The following is a 22,226-nucleotide window of genomic DNA, read 5'->3' on the forward strand; positions in this document are numbered from 1 at the left end:
TCATCCTCCCAGAGCGGCAACAAGCCGCTCACGGCTTCGGCTGATATGGGATTTCACTGTTCCGATCGGAATAGTCAAAGCCTGCGATATCTCTTCGTGCGTCCAGCCCTCGGCCAGCGACAGGGCGGCACAGGCGCGGGCTTCGGGGGCCAGCGACCGCATCGCCTGCTCCATCGCCAGCCTGTCTTCCTGAGTGACACCAGCGGGTACGGAGAGGGATTGCAGCCAGTCCTGATCGCGGCGGGCGCGGCGCTGGTTGCTGCGGATGTGATCCTGAGCCCTGCGCCACGCCATGCCGATCAGCCACGACCTGAAACGTTCCGGATGGCGCACGGCATAAAGACCCTGCCACGCGTGGACGAAGACCTCCTGCGCCACGTCGTCGGCATCGGCCCAGCCACCGCCCAGCATCCGGCGCAGGAAACCCCGCACCATCGCCTGATGGCTGGCTACCAACCGCCCATAGGCAAGGTCCGAGCCGTTTTGCGCCTCGGCTAGCCAGCGGATGTCCTGCGATGTCATACGACCGCGCCCGTAACCGCCGCCCTACTTCTTGAGTGTCAGAGCGACGGCCATAATCAGAGCCCAGACCGCAACCGCCCCCATGGTGAAGGCGACAATGGCAAACGGGTATCCTGCCGCGCCGGATGACCATGAGGCATAGGCAAAGCCCGCAGCGAATACACTGAACAGACCCACCAGAGACCAGTAATGCATCGGCCCCTGGACGCTCGGGCGGCGCGGAGCTCCCTCATCCCATCGCGCGGGCGCATTCACGCCCGGCTCGGCCAGCGAAAACCCCTTGGTCAAGGCTGCCAGCACTTCCTGCGGTGGAGCTTCGCCCTTTTCGGCATAGACCTTGAGCACATCCAGCATGGAACGATGCTGGCGATACTTCAGGAACGAGGTGAAGGCAGCATAGAAGAGCCCGAAGATCGGGATCAGCATAGCGATATAGAGAAAGTTCATGACAGCACCCTCCGGTGGTGACGATAACGTTGTTCTATCCGTTAGTCGTCACCGTGGGTGCTGTTGGATGCAGGGGCCTGAAAAAAATGACAGAACGCGCAACTTTTGGGCATCGCCCAAAGTGATGATCGTCTCCGCCGTCGCTATGGCCGTCCTTGCAGTTCCGGCTTTATGGTGGCTGAACCGCGAGGCCAACTGCCGTGAGCTTCTGGAGCGTCCCCAATTAGCCGATGAACGGATCGTCCGCGACAGAGCGGGCCGTTGCTATGCCTGCCGCGATGAGGGCTGGTTGTACGACATCGCCTTCGAAACCTGCTCTCTACCGCCTGCCCCCTAGCGGACGCCGATATATTTGTGCGTCTGGATGCTGAGCCGCCATTGCGGGTGCTTCAGGCAATAGTCCATAGCCGCCTGGGTGTTGGCGGCTTGTTCGGGGCCATCCATGGGTTGCAGCCAGAAACGCTCGAAATCCATGTGCTCGAAGCGCTCGGGCATGGCCTTTTCCTGCGGATAGACCAGTTTCAGCTCCTGCCCCGAAGTCTGGACGACCTCGGCGTCGGCCTTGGGGCTGATGCAGATCCAGTCGATGCCGTCTGGGGCCTTGAGGGTGCCGTTGCTCTCGATGGCGATCTCGAAGCCGCGCGCATGCAGGGCGTCGATCAGCGGCGCATCCAGTTGCAGCAGAGGCTCGCCGCCCGTGCAGACGACCAGTTTGGGGTCGCCCTCGCGGCCCGTCCAGAAGCTGTTGACGTGGTCGGCCAACAGGTCGGCGGTCTTGAACTTGCCGCCGCCGTCGCCGTTGGTGCCGACGAAATCGGTGTCGCAGAAGGTGCAGACGGCGGTGTCGCGGTCACGCTCCAGCCCGCTCCACAGGTTGCAGCCCGCAAAGCGCAGGAACACCGACACGCGCCCAGCCTGCCCCGCCTCGCCCTGAACGGTCAGGAAGGTCTCCTTGACGGAATAGGTCATCAGTCTTCCTTCCACTGGCGGTAACCCGCCTCGCGCAGTTCGCACGCCGCGCAGGTGCCGCAGCCATAGCCCCATTCATGGCGATGCTCGCGGTCGCCCGCATAGCAGGTGTGCGAAGTCTCGATGATTGAGTCCACCAGCGGCTGGCCGCCGATGCCGTGGGCCAGTTCCCAAGTCTGGGCCTTGGTCAGATACATCAGCGGGGTTTCAATCGGCACCGGACGGTCCAGACCCAGCGTCAGGGCCTGCGACATGGCGTCGATCGTGGCCTGACGGCAGTCGGGATAGCCAGAGTAATCCGTCTCGCACACGCCGGTCACCAGAACCTCCAGACCACGACGGTCCGACAGGGCCGCCGCCGCCGTCAGGAAGATCAGGTTGCGCCCCGGTACGAAGGTCGCAGGCAGGCCCCGCGCGTCCATTTCGATGGCTTTTTCGCTGGTCAGGCTACTTTCGGCGATCTTGCCATACCCCGTTAGGTCAACGACATGGTCGTCGCCCAGCCGGTCCGCGAACTGCGGCAGAACCCGCTTCATATCCTCACGTACAGCCAGCCTCGCCTGCATTTCGACGACATGCCGCTGCCCGTAATCAAAACCTATGGTTTCGACCCGACCGAACTTGGCCAAAGCCCAAGCCAGACAGGTCGCGCTGTCCTGACCTCCCGAGAAAAGGACAAGGGCGGACTTGGCATCGGAAATCGGGGAAGCGTTCATGAAAAACCTGCGGTCGGCCAAACGGCCGCGCGCATCCAGACAAATTCAACGGTTAAGCTAGGGGCAGAACTTATAGCGCCTTCTGCCAAGTGCTGCAAAAAAGCAGCATTTCTGCGACCAAACGAACGGCACATTTACCGACACAATGAGGCTTAATCGTTCGGCAAAGGTTTAGCAGTGATGTTACATTTCCAAAAGTGGAGTGCGGCCTATGCCGTCGATCGAGACGCTCACAGAATGTGTGCCACCAATTAGTCCTGAGGCCACCGTGCCTGAGGTTTTCAATTGGTTTGCCAATCATCCCGACAGCATGGCTTTGCCCGTGGTTGATGGCGGTCGCCCTGTTGGCCTGATCGATCGTCAGGATTTCCTGCTCAAACTGGCTTCTCCTTTGGGGCAAAGCCGATATTCGGCCCGACCTGTCTCCATGATCATGGATCCGGAACCGGCGGTGGTCGATGCCGATGTACGCATCTCTGCCTTTTCGGAAACCATCCTGAAGTCCAGCGCATCCACCCTTATGCGCGGTTTCATCGTAACGCGGCGCGGCAGATATTTCGGCGTGGGAACCGCCATCAGACTTTTCCACTTCGTCAACGGCCTGCAGGCCGAGCGCATCCGCGATCAAGAAGCCCTGATCAGCGAACTGGAAACGCGCAAGGCCGATCATACCGCCTTTGCCGAAGCCATAGCCCAGTTCGTCAGGACTTTGACGACCGCACTGGAAAAGCCGCTGAAAAATGTCGAAGCTTTTGCTGGCCTCATCGGACGACAGCCCCATTCCGACCAGCTTCCGGAATATGTAAGCGCCATCAGGCAGGCTTCGCGTGATGGTGCCCTGCTCCTGCAGCAAGCCCGCGATCTGGCACAGGCCGACGCCGGCCACTTCCCTATTGACCTGCAGCCGGTTGTCCTGCGCGTGTTTATGGATTCCATCGCCGCCGACTGGGCGAAACGCGCCGAAAGCGCGGGCATGAACCTGATGGTCAGCTACGAAGGCGATACCGAATTGGCGGCCATGATCGATGGTCCTCGTTTCCGCGCAACCTATGACACCCTGATCGACTGCGCCCTGAAGTGGTCGCGCAATGGCACCATCGAAGCAGGCCTTAAAGCAACCGTTGTCGATGGACGCGTACAGTTGCAGGCCAGGGTCCGGGACGACGGACCGGGACTTGAACCCGATCTGCTGAACAACTGCTTCGGCGATCTGGCGACTACAGGTGATTTGGCGACAGCCAATGCCTGGAATCTGCTGAATGCGCTGAAAGGTCGTATCTTCGCGGAAAACAACAAGGGCCGCGGCACGACATACGGTTTTGACGTCACGGTCGACCACGCCATCCTCGCCGAGCCGGAACAACCGAACATCGCCCAGCTGGACGGGCTGGACGTTATGGGCCGCCCGCACGTTCTAATTGCCGACGACAATGCCACCAACCGCGTTGTCGCCCGCGCCCTGTGCGAGATGTTCGGCTGTACCTCGGAAACCGCTGAGGACGGTCAGGAAGCCGTCGATGCCGCCCGCGATGGCTGTTTCGACATGATCCTGATGGATATCAAAATGCCGCGCATGGACGGTGTCCAGGCGACACTTGCCATCCGCGGCTTCGGTAACGACCGCGCCTCGGTGCCGATCATTGCCCTGACGGCCAACGCCGATCCGGACGATGTCGAAGGCTACATCAAGGCTGGCATGCTCTGTGTGGTTGAAAAACCGATCAAGCCCGAACGGCTGCGCATGGCCATGATCCGCGCCATGTCTTCGCGCAGCGCCGTGGAAAGCCTGTCGGAAGCACCGCTTCAAGCTGTAAATCACTGATAGCATCGCTAGACAAACCTTGGGGAAAGGCCTCACTGTTCGGCCCGCCCTCCCCAAGGAGTTTCAATGACTAATCCTGACTTGCTCGCGATCCTGCCTCAGTTGGCAGCGGGCTCAGCACACACCCACGCCCTCGGATTCGAGTATCTGGGCGTCGAAGAGCGGCGCGTCCGCATGCGCGTACCCTATCGCCCCGAACTGGTTGGCGATCCTGCATCCGGCATACTGGCAGGCGGGTTGGTCAGCACCCTGTTGGACCATGTGGGCGGCATGTCCGTCTGGCTGGCCCTGGATCAGTTCCAGTCCATTGCCACCTTGGATATGCGCGTCGATTACATGCGCGCCGCCGCACCGGGACGCGACCTGTTGGCCGAGGCCGAGTGCTACCGTCTCAACCGGACAATGGCCTTTGTGCGGGCATGGGCCTTTGAGGACGATGCTTCCGATCCTGTAGCGGCTTCCCAAGCGGCCTATATCATCCACAAGCCCAACCTGCGCGATCCCGAGACGGGAGACGCCGCATGACCAAGCCCTTGCTGGATCACCTTCCCTATGCCCGCTTCCTGAATCTGAAAACCGACGTGTTCGGCGACGAAGTGACGGTGGTCATGCCTTTTTCGGAACACCTCATCGGCAATCCGATGATTCCGGCCCTGCACGGTGGCAGCACAGCCGCCCTGCTAGAGTTTGCCGCGATGGCCAAGGTGTCCCACCTTTACCCTCGCCTGCGCCTTCCCCGACCGATCAATGTGTCGATCGCCTACCTTCGCGTAGGCCGTGCTGCCGATGTCTACGCCCGTGCACACATCAGAAAAGCAGGCAAGAAAGTGGCCTATGTCACCGCCGAAGCCTGGCAGGAGGGGCAGGACAAGCCCATCGCAACACTGACAGCGCACTTCCAACTCGATGATTCTACAGGAGATTAATTTCACGCCACGGTGAAATGGTTAAAAAATGGTTAATAGTCTCTTTACGAATAAGCTTAACCGTTGTTAAACATAATTCGCCAAATCGGCGTTTTATGGGGAACCATCATGGACCGTACCGAAGTCGTCACCAGCATCTCCTCCGAGCTGTATGCAACCGAACAGTCGGTTGATGCCGCTATTGCTCATGCCGCTGCCATGGTTCAGGCCATGATCGCCGGCCGCGCAGCCCTGTCGGTCTCGCCGGTCTCTGGCGCAGCCTCGCAAACCAAGGCCCTCGCTACGCTCGCAGCCCTGTCGGCTGCCCGCGAAGCCATCGTCGACTGCCATGCCGAAATGCAAAAAGACCACCGCCGCATGGGCTGGGGCACTTATGCAGCTGGTCCGGTCGACAAACCTCTGGAGTGGGACGACACGCCGATGCGCCCGACCAAGGGTCACCTGCGCGCGGTTTGATGTATTCTTTGTAACGCCACTATTTGTTAGGGATTACAGTGAGAAATAGCCCCCATCGATGAATTTCGATGGGGGCTTTCTTGTTTACCTCACTGATAGGCTGGATCGGTGCCGGCTTGATGCTAGGTGGGTGCGTTATTGCACTCGTGCTTGGCGGTCCACGTGAGCGAACTGGAGCCGTCGTGTATCTCTTGTGCTGGCTGTTATCGACATTCCTTCGCGTGCAGTTCGGTCAGGCGTTGTCCAGTACTGCTGCCATATGGGTACTCGATATACTGCTACTGTTTACTTTTGGCGCCTTGATCTGGAAGTCGGATAAAGCTTGGCCCGTTTGGGCAGCGGCCCTTCAACTGCTGATCATGACTTGCCAGTTCTTATTCCTGATTAATTTTGCGCCCACGGTATCGGCCTATTCGACCGTAATTAACTTCTCGTCGCTGGGCATTATTCTTGCTCTGGCATGGGGCAGCGTCGCGAGCTGGCAAGAGCGTTTGGCAATAAGCGCCTCGTCAAACGATCTAGGTAGATATTCCTAACGCCATAACCTATTTTGAGCTTCCCCCGGGAAGCTCAAATGCCACTGACCCACGCCAAGATCTGGAAAGGCTTGGACGCCCTCGCCAAACGGGAAGGCGTTTCACCGTCCGCACTGGCGCGGCGGGCCGGACTTGATCCAACAAGCTTTAATCCGTCGAAACGCTTTGGACCCGGAAATCCCCCAAGGCCACGCTGGCCTTCGACCGAAAGCCTGATGCGGGTATTGGACGCCAGCGGCCTGTCGCTTGGCGAGTTCGCGACGATGGCCGACGACACCAGCGAGCTGAGCCTGCCCCTGCTGGGCCTGGCCAAGGCGGGTGAACAAGGCTTCTTCTCGGATGACGGCCTACCTTTGGCCGAGGGTTGGGACCGGACCCCCCTGCCCTCCTTGAAAGAAGGTTTGATCAGTCTGGAGATCGAGGGCGATTCCATGCAGCCGCTCTACCGTCCCGGCGACAAGGTGATTGTCGATCTGGAGGACGCGCGGGTCAGGAGCGGCGACCGCGTCGCGTTGAGAACCCTCTCGGGCGAGACACTGGCCAAGGAATTGGGTGAGACATCCTCAAAGCGGATCGAGTTGATATCGGTAAACCCCGCCTATCCCGCACGCTGGCTGGACCGCGATGATATCCAGTGGATTGCCCGCATAGTGTGGGTCACCCAATAAATCAAAAGGCCGCCTCCTAGGAGACGGCCTTGATAGTCGGAACGACGGATCGATCAGTACTGGCTGACGTAACGGGCGTTCACCCAGCCGCCGCCCGCGATCTGCACCCACTCGCCTTGCGAGCCGATGGCGGTAAACGGCTGACCGGCCGACAGACGGCCCGTCGTGCGATAACCGGTACCCGGACCCGAACGGATGTTCAGGTTGGATGCGGCGCGGTACATATCCTGACCGCCTTGCGAAGCAGCACGTTCGCGCTGTTGGTTGCAGCCGATGTAAGACCCCGCTGCGGCACCGGCACCTGCGCCGATGACTGCGCCCAGAGCACGCTCGTTACGCGAAACCTGGCTGCCCGCCAGACCACCGATAACGGCACCGATCGCCGCACCGGCCTGTTGTCGGCCACCCGGCGCATCACAGTTGGTCACACCGTTGGCCTGGGCATTGGCCGTCATAGGTACCGACATCGTACCCATTGCAGCAATCAGCGACGCGGTTGCCAGTCCGGTCTTGAAAATCTTCGACATGGCTCTCTCCTGTGTTCGAGTTGGTCGTTGTCATCACAATGCACGAAGTCGCCTGAAGGCTCCCCGACGCGGAATGTCAGCTTTGGTTCATCTCATGTAAAAGGCCGCTCTCCCCGTAGGAAAGCGGCCTTTATGTCCAGCTCTGGTCTTTAGTATCAGCCAGCCAGTTCGCCGTTGGCACCCTTTTCGATCAGCTCGATGGTTTGCGGCAGGCCATAGATGGCTGCGAACGAACCGAAGCGCGGCCCTTGCGATGCACCCAGCAGCACTTCGTAAAGCGCGCCGAACCATGCACGCAGCGGCTCGAAATTATGCTCCTTACCCACCGCATAGACCTCGTTCTGGATGACTTCGCCATCCGTGGTGTCCTGCGGCAGAGCCTTCAGACGACCGGCGAGGTCCAGCAGGGCCGCCTTTTCCATCTCGGTCGGTGCGCGATAGACCTTGGAGGGCTTCACGAAGTCCTCGTAGTAGTTCAGCGCATAGTCCATCAGACGATCGAGAAGCGGCTCGTTTTCCGGCGTGGCATATGGCAGGTATTTGGCGAAATAGGCCCAGAGCTGTTCCTTGCTCGAAGCGTTCGCCACACCCACCAGGTTCATCATCAGCGAGAAGCTGACCGGCGAGGTCGTCTCCGGCGGGTTGCCACCGTGGATCGACCAGACCGCATTGTCGATCTGCTTGTTCGGCTCTTGCGTCTTGTACTGCTCGACGAAGGACATCCAGTCATCGGTCGCGCGCGGGATCACGCCGAAGTGCAGGCTCTTGGCCGACTTGGGCGACTGGAACATGTACCAGCTCAGCGATTCCGGCGGGCCGTAACGCAGCCACTCCTCCATCGTCAGGCCATTGCCCTTCGACTTGGAAATCTTCTTGCCCTCGATGTCGAGGAACAGTTCGTAGTTGAAGCCGACCGGCGGCGCGCCATCCAGAACGCGGCAGATCTTGGAGCTTTCACGCACGGACTCGATCAGGTCCTTGCCGGCCATTTCATAGTCCACGTCCAGCGCGGTCCAGCGCATGGCCCAGTCCGGCTTCCACTGCAGCTTGACGTGGCCGCCGGTGACCGGAACCTCGGTGCGACCGCCCGCAGGGTCGTCGAACACGATGGTGCCCTTCTCGAGGTTGCGCTCGAGGGTCGGGACTTGCAGCACGTGGCCGGTGATCGGGCTGACCGGCAGGAACGGCGAATAGGTCGCGCGGCGCTCTTCGCCCAGCGTCGGCAGGATGATGTTCATCACCGCATCGAAACGCTCGAGCATCAACAGCAGGGTTTCGTCGAAACGACCCGACTTGTAGGTCGCGGTCGAGGACATGAACTCGTAATCGAAGCCGAAGCTGTCGAGGAAGGCGCGCAGGCGGGCGTTGTTATGCGCGGCAAAGCTGTCGTGCGTGCCAAACGGGTCGCGCACCGCCGTCAGCGGCTTGTGCAGGTCCTCGCGCAGCATTTCCGGATTCGGAATGCCTTCCGGCACCTTACGCAGGCCGTCCATGTCGTCCGAGAAGGCGATCAGCTTGGTTTCCCAGTGATCTCCGGTCAGGGCGCGGAAGGCGTTGCGGACCATGGTGGTGCGGGCGACTTCGCCAAAGGTGCCCATGTGCGGCAGGCCCGACGGGCCATATCCGGTCTCGAGGATGACCGGACGGGCCAGACCCTCGAACTGTTTCAGAGCCTCGTCCGCCTTGCCAGCATCGATCAGGGACTGCGCGACAGCGCGGTCGGCATCCGACAGCCGTTTTTTGAGCACGTGCGCCAGAAGGTTACGGGCTTGCTCAAACGGCCACGAACGGGCCTCACGGGACAGGGTTTCAAGGTTCTGTAGCATCGGGCGGGTTTGCCGCCTCGCACGCGCGGGGTCAACGACGACTTATCGCCATAGCAGCGGTTTTTGCAGGTCTATCGCGCTTTGAGCACATTGCGGATGGCCAGACTGGAGTGGATGCGCGACACGCCGGGCAGGCGCGACAGCACATCCTTGTGCAGCACCTCATAGGCCGCCATCGTCGGCGCCACCGCCCGCACCACATAGTCGGACGCCCCCGCCATCAGGTAGCAGTCGCGGATTTCGGGATAGTGGCGCACCGCCTCCTCGAAGCGGCGCATATATTCATCCGTTTGTTTTTCCAGCGAAATCTGAACGAAGGCGACCAGACCTTCCTCTTCCTCGGCCCCCAGCAAAGCCGTGTATCCGCGAATGACGCCGCGTTGCTCCAACTGGCGCACGCGCCGCAGGCAGGCCGACGCCGATAGTCCAATGGAATCAGCCAGATCGGCATTGCTGATACGCCCGTCCACCCGAAGCTTCTGGACAATACGGCGGTCAACCTCATCAATGATCAGCACAATAAACCACCAAGATTATTACAGATTATTGCATTTTATATCTCATATTCACTGATAGTTGCGCAATAAGACAGGAAAATCCTGATATCTGCGCGTAGCTTTCGCAGCGTCAGGCCGACTGGGCCGCACAAGGCGAGCGTGAAACATGCGTGTTCTGGTTCTAGGGGCAGGCGTCATTGGCACCACGACGGCGTGGTACCTCAATCAGGCCGGACACGAGGTGACGGTCGTGGATCGCCTTTCCGGCCCTGCGCTGGAAACCAGCTATGCCAATGCGGGCCAGATCTCTCCCGGCTATTCCGCGCCGTGGGCCGCGCCGAATATCCCGACCAAGGCGGTGAAATGGCTGTTGATGCGCCATGCCCCGCTGATCCTGCACACCCGTTTCGACCCGGCGATGATCCGCTGGACGCTGCAGATGCTGCGTAACTGCACCCCTGCCCGCTATGCGGTGAACAAGGGCCGCATGGTGCGTCTGGCCGAATACGCCCGTGACGAACTGGACCTGCTGCGCCAGAAAACCGGCATCCAGTACGACGGCCGCCAGCAAGGCACACTGCAACTGTTCCGCACCGAAAAGCAGTTGAAGGACGCGCAAAAAGACGTCTCGGTCCTGCAGTCCGAGGGCGTGCCCTATGAACTTCTGGACGCCGAGGGATGCCGCCGCGCAGAGCCGGGTCTGGCCTTCTCCGAGGTTCCCTATGTCGGAGCGCTGCGCCTGCCGGGCGACGAGACGGGCGACTGCCGCATCTTTACCCAGACCCTTGCCAAGATGGCCGAAGACGCTGGCGTGAAGTTCCGCTGGAACGAGACGATCAAGTCGATCCACCGCGAAGGCGACAGGATCACCGACGTGCTCACCGATAAAGGGACGCTTAGCGCCGATGCCTATGTGCTGGCGCTGGGGTCCTGGTCGCCGCGCATGGTCAAGGATCTCGAGCTGAAACTGCCGGTCTATCCGGTCAAGGGCTACTCGATTACCGCCAACATCCTTGACGACGCGCGCGCCCCCGTCTCGACCGTAATGGACGAGAGCTACAAGATCGCGATCACGCGCCTTGGTACGCGGATCCGTGCGGGCGGCATGGCCGAACTGAACGGTTTCAACAAGGATCTGGTCTCGCGCCGTCGCGAAACACTGAACTATTCGGTCGGCAGCCTCTTCCCCGGCGCAGGTGATCTGGAAACGGCCGAGTTCTGGTGCGGCCTGCGTCCGAACACGCCGGACGGCACACCGATTGTCGGGGCCAGCCGCTATTCCAACCTGTGGCTGAATACCGGTCACGGCACCTTGGGATGGACCATGTCGTGCGGCTCTGCGGCAGTCGTGACCGACCTGATTTCGGGTAAGACCCCCGCCATCGAGACGGATGATCTGAATCTTTCGCGCTACGGTCGATAAAGGCAGCACTTGACCGCCCGCGCGGTCAGGTGTTCACCCCGCCCTGTGAAAACTTCCGACTTCGATTTCGACCTGCCCGAGGACCGCATCGCCCTGCGGCCCGTATCCCCGCGTGACAGCGCGCGCTTCCTCGTCGTCAAGGACGGCACGCTGGAGGACCGCATCGTCCGCGACCTGCCGGACCTGCTGCAACCGGGCGACGCTCTGGTGTTCAACGACACCCGCGTCATCCCGGCCCGCATGAGCGGCATGCGCGAGCGCGTCGGGCCTGAAGGCGAAATCCTGAAGGTCGAAGTTGAGGCCACCCTGCACCACCGCGACGCCCCCGATGTCTGGTCCGCCTTCATGAAGCCGGGCAAGCGGCTTAAGGCCGGTGACCGCGTGCGTTTCGGCACCGATACGGACCGGGCCTGCGAGATGGGCAGCGTCGATGCCACCATCGAGGCCAAGGGCGAAGATGGCCTTGTGACCCTGAAATTCGATCTGGCCGGACCGGCTCTGGACGACGCCATCCGCAATGTCGGCGTCATGCCCCTGCCGCCCTATATCGCGGCCAAGCGCCCCGAGGACGATCAGGACCAGAAGGACTACCAGACCGTCTATGCCCAGCATGACGGCTCGGTCGCGGCCCCGACGGCGGGCCTGCACTTCACGCCCGAACTTCTGGCGGCCCTCAAGGCGCGCGGTGTCTCTACGCATGCCGTGACGCTGCACGTCGGCGCGGGCACCTTCCTGCCCGTGAAGGCCGACGACACCAAGGACCACAAGATGCACTCCGAATGGGGCACGGTGTCCGAGGAAACCGCCAACGCCCTGAACGATGTGCACGCCAAGGGTGGCCGCATCGTCTGCGTCGGCACCACGTCTCTACGTCTGCTGGAAAGCGCAACGGGTGAGGACGGCGTCATCCGCCCGTTCCACGACGACACCGCCATCTTCATCACGCCGGGCTACAGGTTCCGCGCCGTCGATGTGCTGATGACCAATTTCCACCTGCCGAAATCGACGCTGTTCATGCTGGTCAGCGCCTTCGCAGGGTTCGAGACGATGCACGCGGCCTATAAGCACGCCATCGAGAACAAATACCGCTTCTATTCCTATGGTGACGGCAGCCTGCTGTTCCGCGCAAAATAGTTTCGATCACAGCGTTTTATTCCGGAGACGGAGCGGCTTATAGGAAGGTCATGCCTACGCACTACGACGATCTGCCTGAAGACCTCTCTGCCGCGCTCGATATTCTGGCCTCGGCGGCCAGTGAACTGCGCGATCCGTGGTGGGTGTTCGGCGGAGCGGCGATGGCGCTGAGCGGCCTGACCGAATGGCATGTGCCGGATGTGGACGTGCTCTGCAGCCCGCGCGATGCCAAGACCCTGATCGAGAGCCTTTATGGCGAAGTCAGCCCCGATCCCGGTGAAGGCATGTTCCGTTCCCGCGTGTTCGGCCAAATCCTGACCACGCCGGTTCCGGTCGAGGTCATGGCCGAGATGGAGGTCCGCAACGGCGGCGAATGGACCCTGATGACCTTCAATAGTCGTATCCCTGTGGCGGTTGACGGCGGACGCATCTATATCCCCTCCGTCGCCGAGCAGATTGAGACCTGCAAACTGTTTGGCCGCCCCAAGGACCTGCAACGCGCCGAACAGCTTCAGCGCCTGCTCTAACCGCGTAAGATCACTTTGCCTTTTCCGTTTGATATCAAGGCCACCGATGGCCGCGCCCGTACCGGCGTCCTGAAAACCGCCCGCGGTGACATCCGCACGCCTGCCTTCATGCCCGTCGGCACCGCCGCCACGGTAAAGGCGCTGACGGTCGATCAGGTGAAACAGACGGGTGCCGATATTCTGCTGGGCAACACCTATCACCTGATGCTGCGCCCGGGACCGGAGCGCATGGAGCGTCTGGGCGGGCTGCATAAATTCATGCGCTGGGACAAGCCGATCCTGACGGACTCGGGCGGCTTTCAGGTCATGTCCCTGTCGGGCATTTCCAAGCTGACCGAAGAGGCGGTGACCTTCTCCAGCCACATCGACGGCTCCAAGCACGTTCTGACGCCGGAACGCTCGATCCAGATTCAGGCCGACCGTCTGGGCTCCGACATCGTGATGCAGCTCGACGAATGCGTCGCCTATCCTGCCGATGAAAAGCGCGCCCGCAAGGGTATGGAGCTGTCGGCCCGCTGGGCTGTGCGTTCCAAGAATGCATTCGGCACCCGCGACACCCAGGCCCTGTTCGGCATCCAGCAGGGTTCGACCTATGAGAACCTGCGCAAGGAAAGCTCCGAGCGGCTGCAGGAAATCGGCTTTGACGGCTATGCCATCGGCGGCCTCGCTGTCGGTGAGGGCCACGAGGCCATGTGCGAAGTCCTCGACTATGCGCCGGATTTCCTGCCGAAAGACCGCCCCCGCTATCTGATGGGCGTGGGCAAGCCGATCGATCTGGTCGAAGCCGTCTATCGCGGCGTCGATATGTTCGACTGCGTGCTGCCGACCCGTGCTGGCCGTCACGGTCAGGCGTGGACGTGGGACGGCCCGATCAACATCAAGAACGCCAAGTTCGCCGAGGACGAAAGCCCGCTGGACCCGATGGTCCCCTGCCCCGCTTCGCAGGACTATAGCCGCGCCTATCTGCACCACCTGATCCGCGCCGACGAAATCCTCGGCAAGATCCTGCTCAGCTGGCACAACATCGCCTTCTTCCAGGCCCTGACCGCCGCCATGCGCGACGCGATCGAAAAGGGCGAGTTCGAACAGTTCCGCAAGGACTTTCGCGCCCGCCACCTGAAGGCCTGACCGAATTGAAAAAGGGAGCCGAACGGCTCCCTTTTTTTTATCAGCGGCGGCGGAATCCAACGGGCGCGGCGGGCGGGGCGCAGTTCTTCTGTTGGCCGATGCCTTTCAGGAAGGCACGGCGTTGCAGGCCCGCGCGGACCGCAGCCTGCACAGCCTGACTGTGACGATGTGCGCCGCTGAGACGGCGCACCCATGAGCGGGCGGGAATGAAGTCCGTGACCGTATCGCGCACAGCATCCAATGTGGCCCCGGCAGCGGCATCCGCGACCTGATCCTCCGCCGCAGCGTCTTCAGCCGCCACATCCAGATCGGGGCCGAGTGCCTCGTCCAGTCGGGCAATCTCTGCACCGATAGGCGCGCAACGATTCATGCCCTGCACGCTATAGGGTGCGGCGACCGCTTCCAGCAGGACTTCGGGAATCTCCTGTCGGACCAGGTTCAAATCCTCCAGCGGCGCTTGAAGCGCACTACCGAGTCCGGTGTTGACCTGATCGGCGCTCTTGCGCGCCGTATCGGAGGGATTGATCGTCTGCAGTGTCGAACACGCCCCCAGCGACAGGCTGGTCACGGCGAATATGGCGAGAGTTTGCGCTTTCATATCCCCTAAACAGACCGGACTGCCGCGCGTTCCACAACGCGGGTCGCAAAGCTTTGCAGTGTGTCCTGAGGACCACCGTGTCGCTGGTATTGTCTGGAGAAGGGGAAGATTACAGTGGTACGCCCCCTCGGGCTCGAACCGAGGACCCTCTGATTAAAAGTCAGATGCTCTAACCAACTGAGCTAGGGGCGCACACTGTAGTATCAAACACTTAGCTGTCAGTCCGTGGTGAACCGCGGCGACCGCTCCGTGTGAGGCGGCTTTCTCTTGGATTCCGACGCCAAGGTCAAGGCCTAGTTGACGGTAAACAATCGAAAATGTCGAAAACCCCCCTATTTTCAGGCTTTGGACGGGAGGTTTTTTGACAACAGACTTCACCACAAAGAGCAAAAACCGCATCGGGATAACGCAAGTCTTTGTTTTAGGGCGCTTTTGATTCCACATTTCATAGAATCAGAAACCTCGCCCGCAGGTGTTTCATCCCGCATTCAAGGGTGTTGACCACCCGCAAACCGTAATGGACCGTCACCAGTTCATAACCCATTCATGGGACAGTCCCCACCTCAGCGCAACTTGGGTCCGGAACCCCTCTTTCGGCACCGCGTTGCACTTCTTCCAGAGTTGCCAGATGAAAATTCAAATGAAGCTTTTTTCCATTCCGACTGCCGTGGCTCTTGCCGCAGGCTTTGCCCTTGCAGGCTGCGATAATTCGCAGAGCTATTCCGAGCCGGCAGTGATGGAAGTCGAAGAGGTCGAGGAAGCAGCCCCTGCGGCTGATGAGAGTGCTGCGCCTGCAGTGGCAGAGACGCCTGCACCCGTCACCGAAGCGGTCCCGACCGAGGCCCTGCCGCCTGAAACCAAGACCTCCGAAGAGTCGGTCCAGCCCGAGAGCGAAACCCTCTTCTATTAATTCCGGCGCAAAGGGGGGCATCCCCCCCTTGCCCAACACGATCTTTGATCGCCGCGATGGTCTCGCGGCTTTTTGGCTTAAGGACTTACGGTTTGTCGTTGAAACTCGGGCATCTACTTGGCGGCACCGCAGTATGTGCACTGATCATGGCGGCTGCCCCTGCTATGGCCGATGTGCCAAGAGCGGCTGTCCGTGAGGCCGAAGGCGTAACCTTTCCCGACGGCCTGAAGGCCAAGCTCGAACGGGCCGTGGGAGAGATTGAAAACGAACCGCAGTCCGACCTGGAGGCCCGCCGCCGTGGCCGCGCCGCAGAGGAGCTGGCCGTGGCCATGCTCAACACCGAGGGATATTACCGCCCCCTCGTCACCTCTACGGTTGAAAACAGCCGCGCCGTTCTGCTGATCGACCCCGGCCCGCAGTTCGTGATCCGCGACCAGAAACTGGTCTGGACCGCAGGTGCGCCCGACGCCCGCCGTCCGCCCTCGGCAACGGTTGCGACCGTGCAGGCGTCTCCTGAAGCCGGTGCCCCCATAATCGTGGAGCCCGAGGCCTCTGGCGAAGAGACTTTGGATGACTGGGAAGTTCAGGTGCCGCCGGGCATGGTCGAGGCGTCGGGCGATGTGCCTTTCGTCCGCATCGGCAAGGCCCCGTCCCATCCCGACATCGACATCATTGCCCGCACCGAAAAAGCCGTCGCGCTTGAAGATGGCATGCCTGCGCGGCTTGAGCCCGTTCTGGCTGCCGAAGCCCGTGGCGTGGTGGTTCTGAAGAACAACGGCTTTGCCTATGCTTCGGCCGATCCGCGGCTGCTGGAAATCGAGGACGTTTCCCTGTCCCGTACGACGGGCCAGCGCGCGACGATCGATACGCCGGAAGCCGATGTGGTCATCGATCACCAGATGCGGCCCGAGTTTCACTTGAACCCCGGCCCGCTGGTCCGCCTGCGTCGCGAAATCAGCGGCGAGATCAGCACCGAACCGCGTGACGACGGTCGCATCCCAACCCGTACGCGCAAGGCCTTCGTAGAACGTCTGATCCCGTGGGAAGACGGCGACATCTACACCCCCGAATCCATCGCCGAGATGGAACGCAGACTGGTCGATACGGGCGTCTATTCCACGGTCGATATCAGCCTGCCCCGATCCAATTCGGCAGAAATACGTGACAGGACCGAAGTCGAGGTCCCCGTTTCGGTCAATCTGGTTGACCGCCGCCGCGACCAGATCGAAGCCCGCGGCACCTATGCCACCGACGATGGCTTCAGCGCCGGCGTCTATCGCAACCGATACAACCGCAGCGGTCGCGCAGAGACCCTGACCTATGGCGGCCATTGGGGTTCGATCGACAGCCGGTTGGGCGCTGAATACAGCCTGCCCCATTTCCGGCGCGTCAACCGGACCTTGCGCCTCAGCGCATGGCTGGTGAACGAAGATACGGACGCCTATGAGCGTCAGGCCCTCACCTTCGGTGCCGACTTCAATCAACGCTGGGGTCCGAACTCGTGGTTTTCTTACGGCCTGGGTATCGATGCCGGTCGCTATGTCGAGCTGCGCTATGATCCCCTGGACCAGCACGCCATCAAGATGGACCGCAATCTGGCGCTGATCACCCTGCGCACATCGGCCATGCTGGACCGTTCCGACGACCTGCTTGACCCGACGAAGGGCTGGCGTATTTCCGGCTCGCTGCAACCCACCATCGTGGCGGGTGAAGACAACGTCTACTTCCTGCGTGGCACGGCTGAAGCCTCGGCCTATTACCCCATCGGCAGCGCGCGGCGCACGATCATGGCCGGTCGAATGAAACTGGGCAGCATTGTCGGCGGCGGTGAGCTGACCGTACCGTCGGACCGCCTGTTCTATGCGGGGGGTGGCGGCTCTGTTCGCGGCTATTCCTACCAGAGCATCAACCCGCGTCTACCCGACAATACGCCGCGCGGCGGCGTCAGCCTGTTCGAGACCTCGCTGGAGGTACGCCAGAATATCGGCCAGTCATGGCAGGCCGTCGGCTTTGTCGATGGCGGCGCGACCGGCCCGGATGAAGCCCCCAATCTCGGCAATATGCGATACGCCGCCGGTCTGGGTGTCCGGTACAAACTTCCGTTTGGCCCTGTACGGGCCGATGTCGCCTTTCCGTTGAACAAGCGTGAAGGTGACTCCAGCTTCCAACTCTATATCAGCATTGGCCAATCGTTTTGACCGATCTGCCGCCGGACCCGACCGAATCCGAAATCACCAGATCGCCTGATCACGAAGGCGACGAAGCCAGTCCGCGCCAGAAGGCCAAGCGCAAGCGGTCCTTACTGCGCACTGTTGCGGTTTTCACCGGCATCGGGATCGGCTCCATTATCGGCATTGGCGTGATCGCTCTGGTCGGCGGCCGCTATTATCTGGTTTCCGATGCGGGTCGCGAGCTGATCACCAGCTTCGTCGCCGGCAAGGAGATCGGGCGCTACGGGGCCATCAATGTCGAGGGTGTTCGCGGCGATATTTTCGACGACTTCACCATCGGCCGCGTGACCGTCACCGACAAGGACGGTGTCTGGCTCGAAGCCCGCGATGTCCGCGTGGACTGGAACTACTGGTCGCTGCTGGCCCGTCGTTTCCATGCCGAACAGATCAGCGCCAAATCCATTCACGTCATCCGCCGCCCCGAGCTGGAGCCCAGCACCGAGCCGGGCGGCCCGCAGCCACTAACCATCGATATCGACAAATTCGCTGCCGATATCGAGCTGATGGAGGACTTCTCCAAGGAATACGGCAAATGGCGGCTGTCCGGATCGGCGGCCCTGCCGCGTTCGGGCAACAAGGACATCAAGGTCGATGCCCTCAGCCTCAGCCGCCCCGGTGACTTCCTCAAGCTTCAGGCCGTCCTGAGCGACAAGCCCGAGGACCTGCGTCTCGATCTGCAAGCGCAGGAGGCCAAGGGCGGCCCGCTGGCAGGCAGTCTCGGCTATTCGCCGGATCAACCTTTCTCGGCCACCGGCCTTATCGACGGCCGCAATGTCCGGCTGGTCATGACCACCGGCCAGTTCACGCCTCTGCGCGTCAACGGGCACTTCTCCGAGGCCAACTCCTACCTGTCCGGCTACGCGAACTTCTCGGGGTCGGACCTTATGGCACCCTTCATCGAGCGCTTTGGCCGGACGGCCAGCATCGGCCTTGCTGCCGCGCCTGACAGCAAGCGTGAAGGCTATCAGGGGATGGCCTGGAAACTGGTCGCCGAAAACATCACCTCGACGGCCTCTGGCTATATCCGCACCCGTGACGGCACTTTTGCCGACAACATCCGTCTCAGTGTCCGCACCCCGTCCCTCTCGCGTCTGGCGGGTACCAAGATCGGCGACGCCGCCGCCTATGAGGGCGTCTTTAACGGTGATGCCAAGACGTTTGACCTCAAGGGCTCGGTGGATGTGCGCAATGCCGAGGTCGCAGGCTATGGCCTCAGCCGTCTGAACGGTCCGCTATCTCTGGCCGCCAAGGATCAGACCTATACGCTCAAGGGCCAGTTGGCCGGTGCGGGCGGCACGACACAGGGCGTCATCGGCGGTCTTTTGGGCAGCACGCCGCGGCTGAACCTGACGGCATCGCGGTTGAACGATGGCAACATCCTGCTGCAGGATATTGATCTTAGAGGCTCTGCCTTGACCCTTACGGGGTCCGGTCGCCGCAACCTGATGGGCGGGCTGGCTTTCAACGCCGATTTCGACGTCAGCAATGTGGGCGTTCTGAAGCCCGGCGCACGGGGCCGCTTTGGCGGCAAACTGCGGGGTAGCATGCCCCGTACGGGCGGCGCATGGGGCCTTGAGTTCGACGGCGGTGGCCGCGACTTCCTGCTGGGCATCGAAGAGGTTGACCGCCTTCTGGGGCGCACCCCCAAGCTGCGCCTGAACGGCAATCTGAACCGTGGCATCATCACCATCGGTCAGGGCAGCCGTTTGATCGGCGAAAAAGCCGACCTGAACGCAACCGGAACCATCAATGGCGATCAGCTGAACCTCGCCCTTGATTGGAGGGCCCGTGGACCGTTCGGCGTCGGCCCTATCGCCATCGACGGCAATATGGCCGGTGACGGTACCATTGATGGCAAGCTGAATACCCCGCGCACCCGTTTCAACGCCGATTTCGATCAGGTGGCCATTGGCCAACTGATACTGCGGGCCGCCAAGCTGGGTCTGGAATTCAATGTCGGTGACGGCAGTTCCGATGGCTTTGTCACCCTGACCGGGACCAATCGCGGACAGGCGGCACGCGGTCAGGCCCGCTTCCGTCTGGGCAAGGACACGATCGCCCTCAGCGAAGTGGATGTGAATGCCGGTGGCATTACAGCCAAGGGCTTCATCACCCTGTCCGACATGGTCCCTTCAACTGCCGACCTTGAAGTGACCGGCCGTCCGGGCGCTTTCATCCAGCGCGGTGAAGTGCGCGGCTTTATCAAACTGCCCGCCAACGCCGGACCGGAAAGCGTTGACGTCTCGCTGCGTGCCCGCGATCTGATCCTGCGGGGCACCAGCATGCATTTCAGCCGAATCGAGGTTGTGGGTCAGGGCAATCTTTCGGCCCTTACGCTCAATACCAATCTGGCCATGACGGGCGAGAATCCGATCTCGTTCAACGGGCCGCTAGTCTATCGCCGCCTTGCCGACGGGCACCGTCTTGAAGGCAGCGGAAATGCCGTCATCCGTGGCATTCGCGCGCAGCTGCTGCCCAGCACCTTTGTGGAGCGCCGCGGCGAGACTAACCGTGCGCTGGTTGCAGCCCAACTGGGCGACGGTACAGCCACCCTGTCCTGGGATCCACGCACCATTTCGCGCGGTCGCCAGGGTTGGGACGCCAAGCTCGCCCTCGACAATGTCCCGCTGAAATCCTTGAACAGCGACCTTCAGGGCTTGATCACCGGCACAGCCAACCTGTCCAACACGGGCGCGGATACGCTGTCCGGCGGTGCGGACGTCACCTTCAGGAATGCCGGTAGCGCCAGCGTCACAGCAGGTCAGCAGAGCATTCTGGTTGACGGTCGAATGCTGGCTGACATCCGTGCCCGCGAGATGGAAATCCAGGCCTGCGCCGCCTATGGCAATGGCAACGGTGTTTGCAACCCGACGAACCAGTCCCAGGCCGCGCTGGCCCTGTTGAACCTGACCCTGCCGATGGTCAATCAGGCCAACCCCGCCAGACTGCTGACCGACGAGACTCGCGATCTGTCGGGCCGCATCCAAATCAACGGCGAGGTCAAGCCGCTCTGGGATCTGGTGGACGGTATCGACCGCAAGCTGGAAGGCAATCTGCGCGCCAACGTCAATCTGGGTGGCCGCGTCCGCAATCCGACGATTGTCGGCAGCGTCGCCCTGGTGAATGGCAAGTTCGACGAGGGCTCTACGGGCCTGCGCCTGCAGGACGTTTTCCTGAATGCAGACTTCAATCAGGAAGGTGTGCGTCTGTCACGCCTCTCCGCCAAGGACTATGGCAACGGGCAACTGTGCGGCTATGGAACCTTGTGGTTCGAACGTCGCGGCAGCACCCTGCCCAACAGCTTCAACGAAACCTTCACCTGCGATCTGTCAGCCAGTGCACGCCCCGCACCGTCGCGTAACTCGGATGCCTCGCTCGGCAATCTGACGCTGGCGCTGAAAAACTTCCGCATGGTGGACAATGACGTGGCGACGGTGAACACCAGCGGCGTCGTTCAGGTCGAACGTTATGCCCGCGCGATCACCCTGCGGGGCAATCTTGATGTGGACCGCGCGGAGATCACCCCGAACCTGCCGGGTTCGTCGGGCATTATCCGCGCTCCTGTGACAGACCGTAATGCGGTACGCCGACCCGTTTCGGCCCGCCCGCGCTCGGGTGCCACACCGCTGCTGTCCACGCCTATCGCCATGAACGTCAGCCTGAAAGCCGACGAGGTCGTGGTGCGGGGTCGCGGTCTGAACCTGTTGCTGCGTACCGATGCCCGTATTCGCGGCACCCTGACCTCGCCTGACCTGTCAGGGACGGCCCGTGTGGTACGCGGTGACTATGATTTTGCCGGCAAGCGCTTCGTCTTTGACGACAATGGCACCGTCGCGCTCTCGACCGATCCGAACAAAATCCTGCTGAACCTGACCGCGACGCGTGAAGACCCGTCGATCACGGCCATGATCAAGGTGACCGGTTCGGCGGCCAATCCGCGCATCGCCCTGACTTCCGAACCGGAGCTGCCGCAGGATGAAATCCTGGCACGCGTGCTGTTCGGGCGTTCGGTGTCCCAGCTGTCGGCACTGGAAGCGGCCCAACTGGCTTCGGGCGTCGCATCGCTTGCAGGTGGTGGCGGTCTGGACATCATCGGCAACCTACGCGAGCTGGCCGGCCTTGACCGTCTGTCGTTCGGAGGTGAAGCCTCGAACATGACAATCGCGGGGGGCCGCCGCCTGGGCAAGAACCTGTACCTCGAGATCATTGGCGGCGGCGCAGCCGGTGCCACGGTCCGTGTGGAGTGGCAGGTCCGCCGCAACATCGCCATCACCTCGGCGTTCAGCGGCGACAACACCTCCAACATCTCCGTCCGCTGGCGACGCGAGCGCGACTAGAGGCACAAATGAAAAGGCCGGGCACA

22 protein-coding genes and 1 tRNA gene are annotated in these 22,226 nt (G+C 61.6%); 14 read left to right on the top strand and 9 right to left on the bottom strand.

Features of this window, described 5'->3' with window-relative positions; all coding sequences use genetic code 11:
- Both B3H86_RS08685 and B3H86_RS08690 read right to left on the bottom strand, forming a co-directional pair.
- Positions 1-522, bottom strand: coding sequence for an RNA polymerase sigma factor (locus B3H86_RS08685; RefSeq protein WP_292053004.1), 522 nt, complete (start codon positions 520-522; stop codon positions 1-3).
- Positions 523-546: 24 nt separating this feature from the next.
- On the bottom strand, positions 547-969 hold the full coding sequence (locus tag B3H86_RS08690; RefSeq protein ID WP_292053006.1) for a hypothetical protein: 423 nt from the start codon (positions 967-969) through the stop codon (positions 547-549).
- Between the two features lie 124 nt (positions 970-1,093).
- On the opposite strand from B3H86_RS08690, the gene B3H86_RS08695 reads away from it, so the two are divergent.
- A complete protein-coding gene (locus B3H86_RS08695; protein ID WP_292053007.1) occupies positions 1,094-1,306 on the top strand; it encodes a hypothetical protein in 213 nt (70 codons plus the stop codon).
- Here the strand turns inward: B3H86_RS08695 and queE are convergent.
- Both queE and queC read right to left on the bottom strand, forming a co-directional pair.
- Positions 1,303-1,938, bottom strand: coding sequence for a 7-carboxy-7-deazaguanine synthase (gene queE / locus B3H86_RS08700; RefSeq protein ID WP_292053010.1), 636 nt, complete (start codon positions 1,936-1,938; stop codon positions 1,303-1,305). The genes B3H86_RS08695 and queE overlap by 4 nt on opposite strands.
- Positions 1,938-2,654, bottom strand: coding sequence for a 7-cyano-7-deazaguanine synthase QueC (gene queC / locus B3H86_RS08705; RefSeq protein WP_292053012.1), 717 nt, complete (start codon positions 2,652-2,654; stop codon positions 1,938-1,940). Before queC ends, queE begins: the two co-directional genes overlap by 1 nt.
- Before the next feature lie 211 nt (positions 2,655-2,865).
- Here queC and B3H86_RS08710 point away from each other — a divergent pair, with 211 nt between their 5' ends.
- The 6 genes from B3H86_RS08710 (at position 2,866) to B3H86_RS08735 (ending at position 7,062) form a co-directional block, all read left to right on the top strand.
- Positions 2,866-4,476 carry a response regulator gene (locus B3H86_RS08710; RefSeq protein WP_292053013.1) on the top strand — a complete coding sequence of 537 codons (1,611 nt, stop codon included), beginning with the start codon at positions 2,866-2,868 and terminating at the stop codon, positions 4,474-4,476.
- A gap of 66 nt (positions 4,477-4,542) precedes the next feature.
- Positions 4,543-5,001 carry a PaaI family thioesterase gene (locus B3H86_RS08715; RefSeq protein ID WP_292053015.1) on the top strand — a complete coding sequence of 153 codons (459 nt, stop codon included), beginning with the start codon at positions 4,543-4,545 and terminating at the stop codon, positions 4,999-5,001.
- Positions 4,998-5,402, top strand: a complete 405-nt coding sequence (locus tag B3H86_RS08720) for a PaaI family thioesterase (RefSeq protein WP_292053017.1) — start codon at positions 4,998-5,000, stop codon at positions 5,400-5,402. The genes B3H86_RS08715 and B3H86_RS08720 overlap by 4 nt, the downstream gene beginning before the upstream one ends.
- 108 nt (positions 5,403-5,510) lie before the next feature.
- On the top strand, positions 5,511-5,858 hold the full coding sequence (locus B3H86_RS08725; RefSeq protein WP_292053019.1) for a hypothetical protein: 348 nt from the start codon (positions 5,511-5,513) through the stop codon (positions 5,856-5,858).
- An 80-nt stretch (positions 5,859-5,938) separates the two neighbouring features.
- Complete coding sequence (locus B3H86_RS08730; RefSeq protein ID WP_292053021.1) at positions 5,939-6,394, top strand: hypothetical protein; 456 nt, start codon at positions 5,939-5,941, stop codon at positions 6,392-6,394.
- Positions 6,395-6,432: 38 nt separating this feature from the next.
- The gene (locus B3H86_RS08735) at positions 6,433-7,062 is read left to right on the top strand and encodes a S24 family peptidase (protein ID WP_292053022.1); all 630 of its coding nucleotides are present in this window, start codon (positions 6,433-6,435) and stop codon (positions 7,060-7,062) included.
- A 53-nt stretch (positions 7,063-7,115) separates the two neighbouring features.
- Here the strand turns inward: B3H86_RS08735 and B3H86_RS08740 are convergent, their stop codons facing one another.
- The 3 genes from B3H86_RS08740 to B3H86_RS08750 form a co-directional block, all read right to left on the bottom strand.
- Positions 7,116-7,589: an SH3 domain-containing protein gene (locus B3H86_RS08740; RefSeq protein WP_292053023.1), complete on the bottom strand. Its 474-nt coding sequence runs from the start codon at positions 7,587-7,589 to the stop codon at positions 7,116-7,118.
- 155 nt (positions 7,590-7,744) lie between these two features.
- Complete coding sequence (locus B3H86_RS08745) at positions 7,745-9,415, bottom strand: lysine--tRNA ligase (protein ID WP_292053024.1); 1,671 nt, start codon at positions 9,413-9,415, stop codon at positions 7,745-7,747.
- A gap of 71 nt (positions 9,416-9,486) precedes the next feature.
- On the bottom strand, positions 9,487-9,933 hold the full coding sequence (locus B3H86_RS08750) for an Lrp/AsnC family transcriptional regulator (protein ID WP_292053025.1): 447 nt from the start codon (positions 9,931-9,933) through the stop codon (positions 9,487-9,489).
- Between the two features lie 145 nt (positions 9,934-10,078).
- Between B3H86_RS08750 and B3H86_RS08755 the strand changes: the two genes are divergently transcribed.
- The 4 genes from B3H86_RS08755 to tgt are packed head-to-tail and all read left to right on the top strand — an operon-like array spanning position 10,079 to position 14,124.
- A complete protein-coding gene (locus tag B3H86_RS08755; protein WP_292053028.1) occupies positions 10,079-11,335 on the top strand; it encodes a D-amino acid dehydrogenase in 1,257 nt (418 codons plus the stop codon).
- A 45-nt stretch (positions 11,336-11,380) separates the two neighbouring features.
- On the top strand, positions 11,381-12,469 hold the full coding sequence (gene queA / locus B3H86_RS08760; RefSeq protein WP_292053030.1) for a tRNA preQ1(34) S-adenosylmethionine ribosyltransferase-isomerase QueA: 1,089 nt from the start codon (positions 11,381-11,383) through the stop codon (positions 12,467-12,469).
- A gap of 50 nt (positions 12,470-12,519) precedes the next feature.
- Positions 12,520-12,996, top strand: a complete 477-nt coding sequence (locus B3H86_RS08765; protein WP_292053032.1) for a hypothetical protein — start codon at positions 12,520-12,522, stop codon at positions 12,994-12,996.
- 15 nt (positions 12,997-13,011) lie between these two features.
- A complete protein-coding gene (gene tgt, locus B3H86_RS08770) occupies positions 13,012-14,124 on the top strand; it encodes a tRNA guanosine(34) transglycosylase Tgt (protein WP_292053034.1) in 1,113 nt (370 codons plus the stop codon).
- A gap of 40 nt (positions 14,125-14,164) precedes the next feature.
- Here tgt and B3H86_RS08775 read toward each other — a convergent pair whose 3' ends face one another.
- Together B3H86_RS08775 and B3H86_RS08780 are read right to left on the bottom strand one after the other, a co-directional pair.
- Positions 14,165-14,722 carry a hypothetical protein gene (locus B3H86_RS08775; RefSeq protein ID WP_292053036.1) on the bottom strand — a complete coding sequence of 186 codons (558 nt, stop codon included), beginning with the start codon at positions 14,720-14,722 and terminating at the stop codon, positions 14,165-14,167.
- Between the two features lie 115 nt (positions 14,723-14,837).
- Positions 14,838-14,914 (bottom strand) — tRNA-Lys (locus tag B3H86_RS08780).
- 448 nt (positions 14,915-15,362) lie between these two features.
- On the opposite strand from B3H86_RS08780, the gene B3H86_RS08785 reads away from it, so the two are divergent.
- From B3H86_RS08785 to B3H86_RS08795, 3 genes are all read left to right on the top strand, one after another.
- The gene (locus B3H86_RS08785) at positions 15,363-15,632 is read left to right on the top strand and encodes a hypothetical protein (RefSeq protein WP_292053038.1); all 270 of its coding nucleotides are present in this window, start codon (positions 15,363-15,365) and stop codon (positions 15,630-15,632) included.
- 146 nt (positions 15,633-15,778) lie between these two features.
- A complete protein-coding gene (locus B3H86_RS08790; RefSeq protein ID WP_292053039.1) occupies positions 15,779-17,830 on the top strand; it encodes an autotransporter assembly complex protein TamA in 2,052 nt (683 codons plus the stop codon).
- Positions 17,827-22,200 (top strand): translocation/assembly module TamB domain-containing protein, encoded by a 4,374-nt coding sequence (locus tag B3H86_RS08795; RefSeq protein WP_292053042.1) that lies wholly within the window; start codon positions 17,827-17,829, stop codon positions 22,198-22,200. Before B3H86_RS08790 ends, B3H86_RS08795 begins: the two co-directional genes overlap by 4 nt.
- The last annotated feature ends 26 nt before the right edge of the window (positions 22,201-22,226 follow it).

It is taken from the genome of Brevundimonas sp. UBA5866, assembly GCF_002432125.1.
Lineage (GTDB): Bacteria > Pseudomonadota > Alphaproteobacteria > Caulobacterales > Caulobacteraceae > Brevundimonas.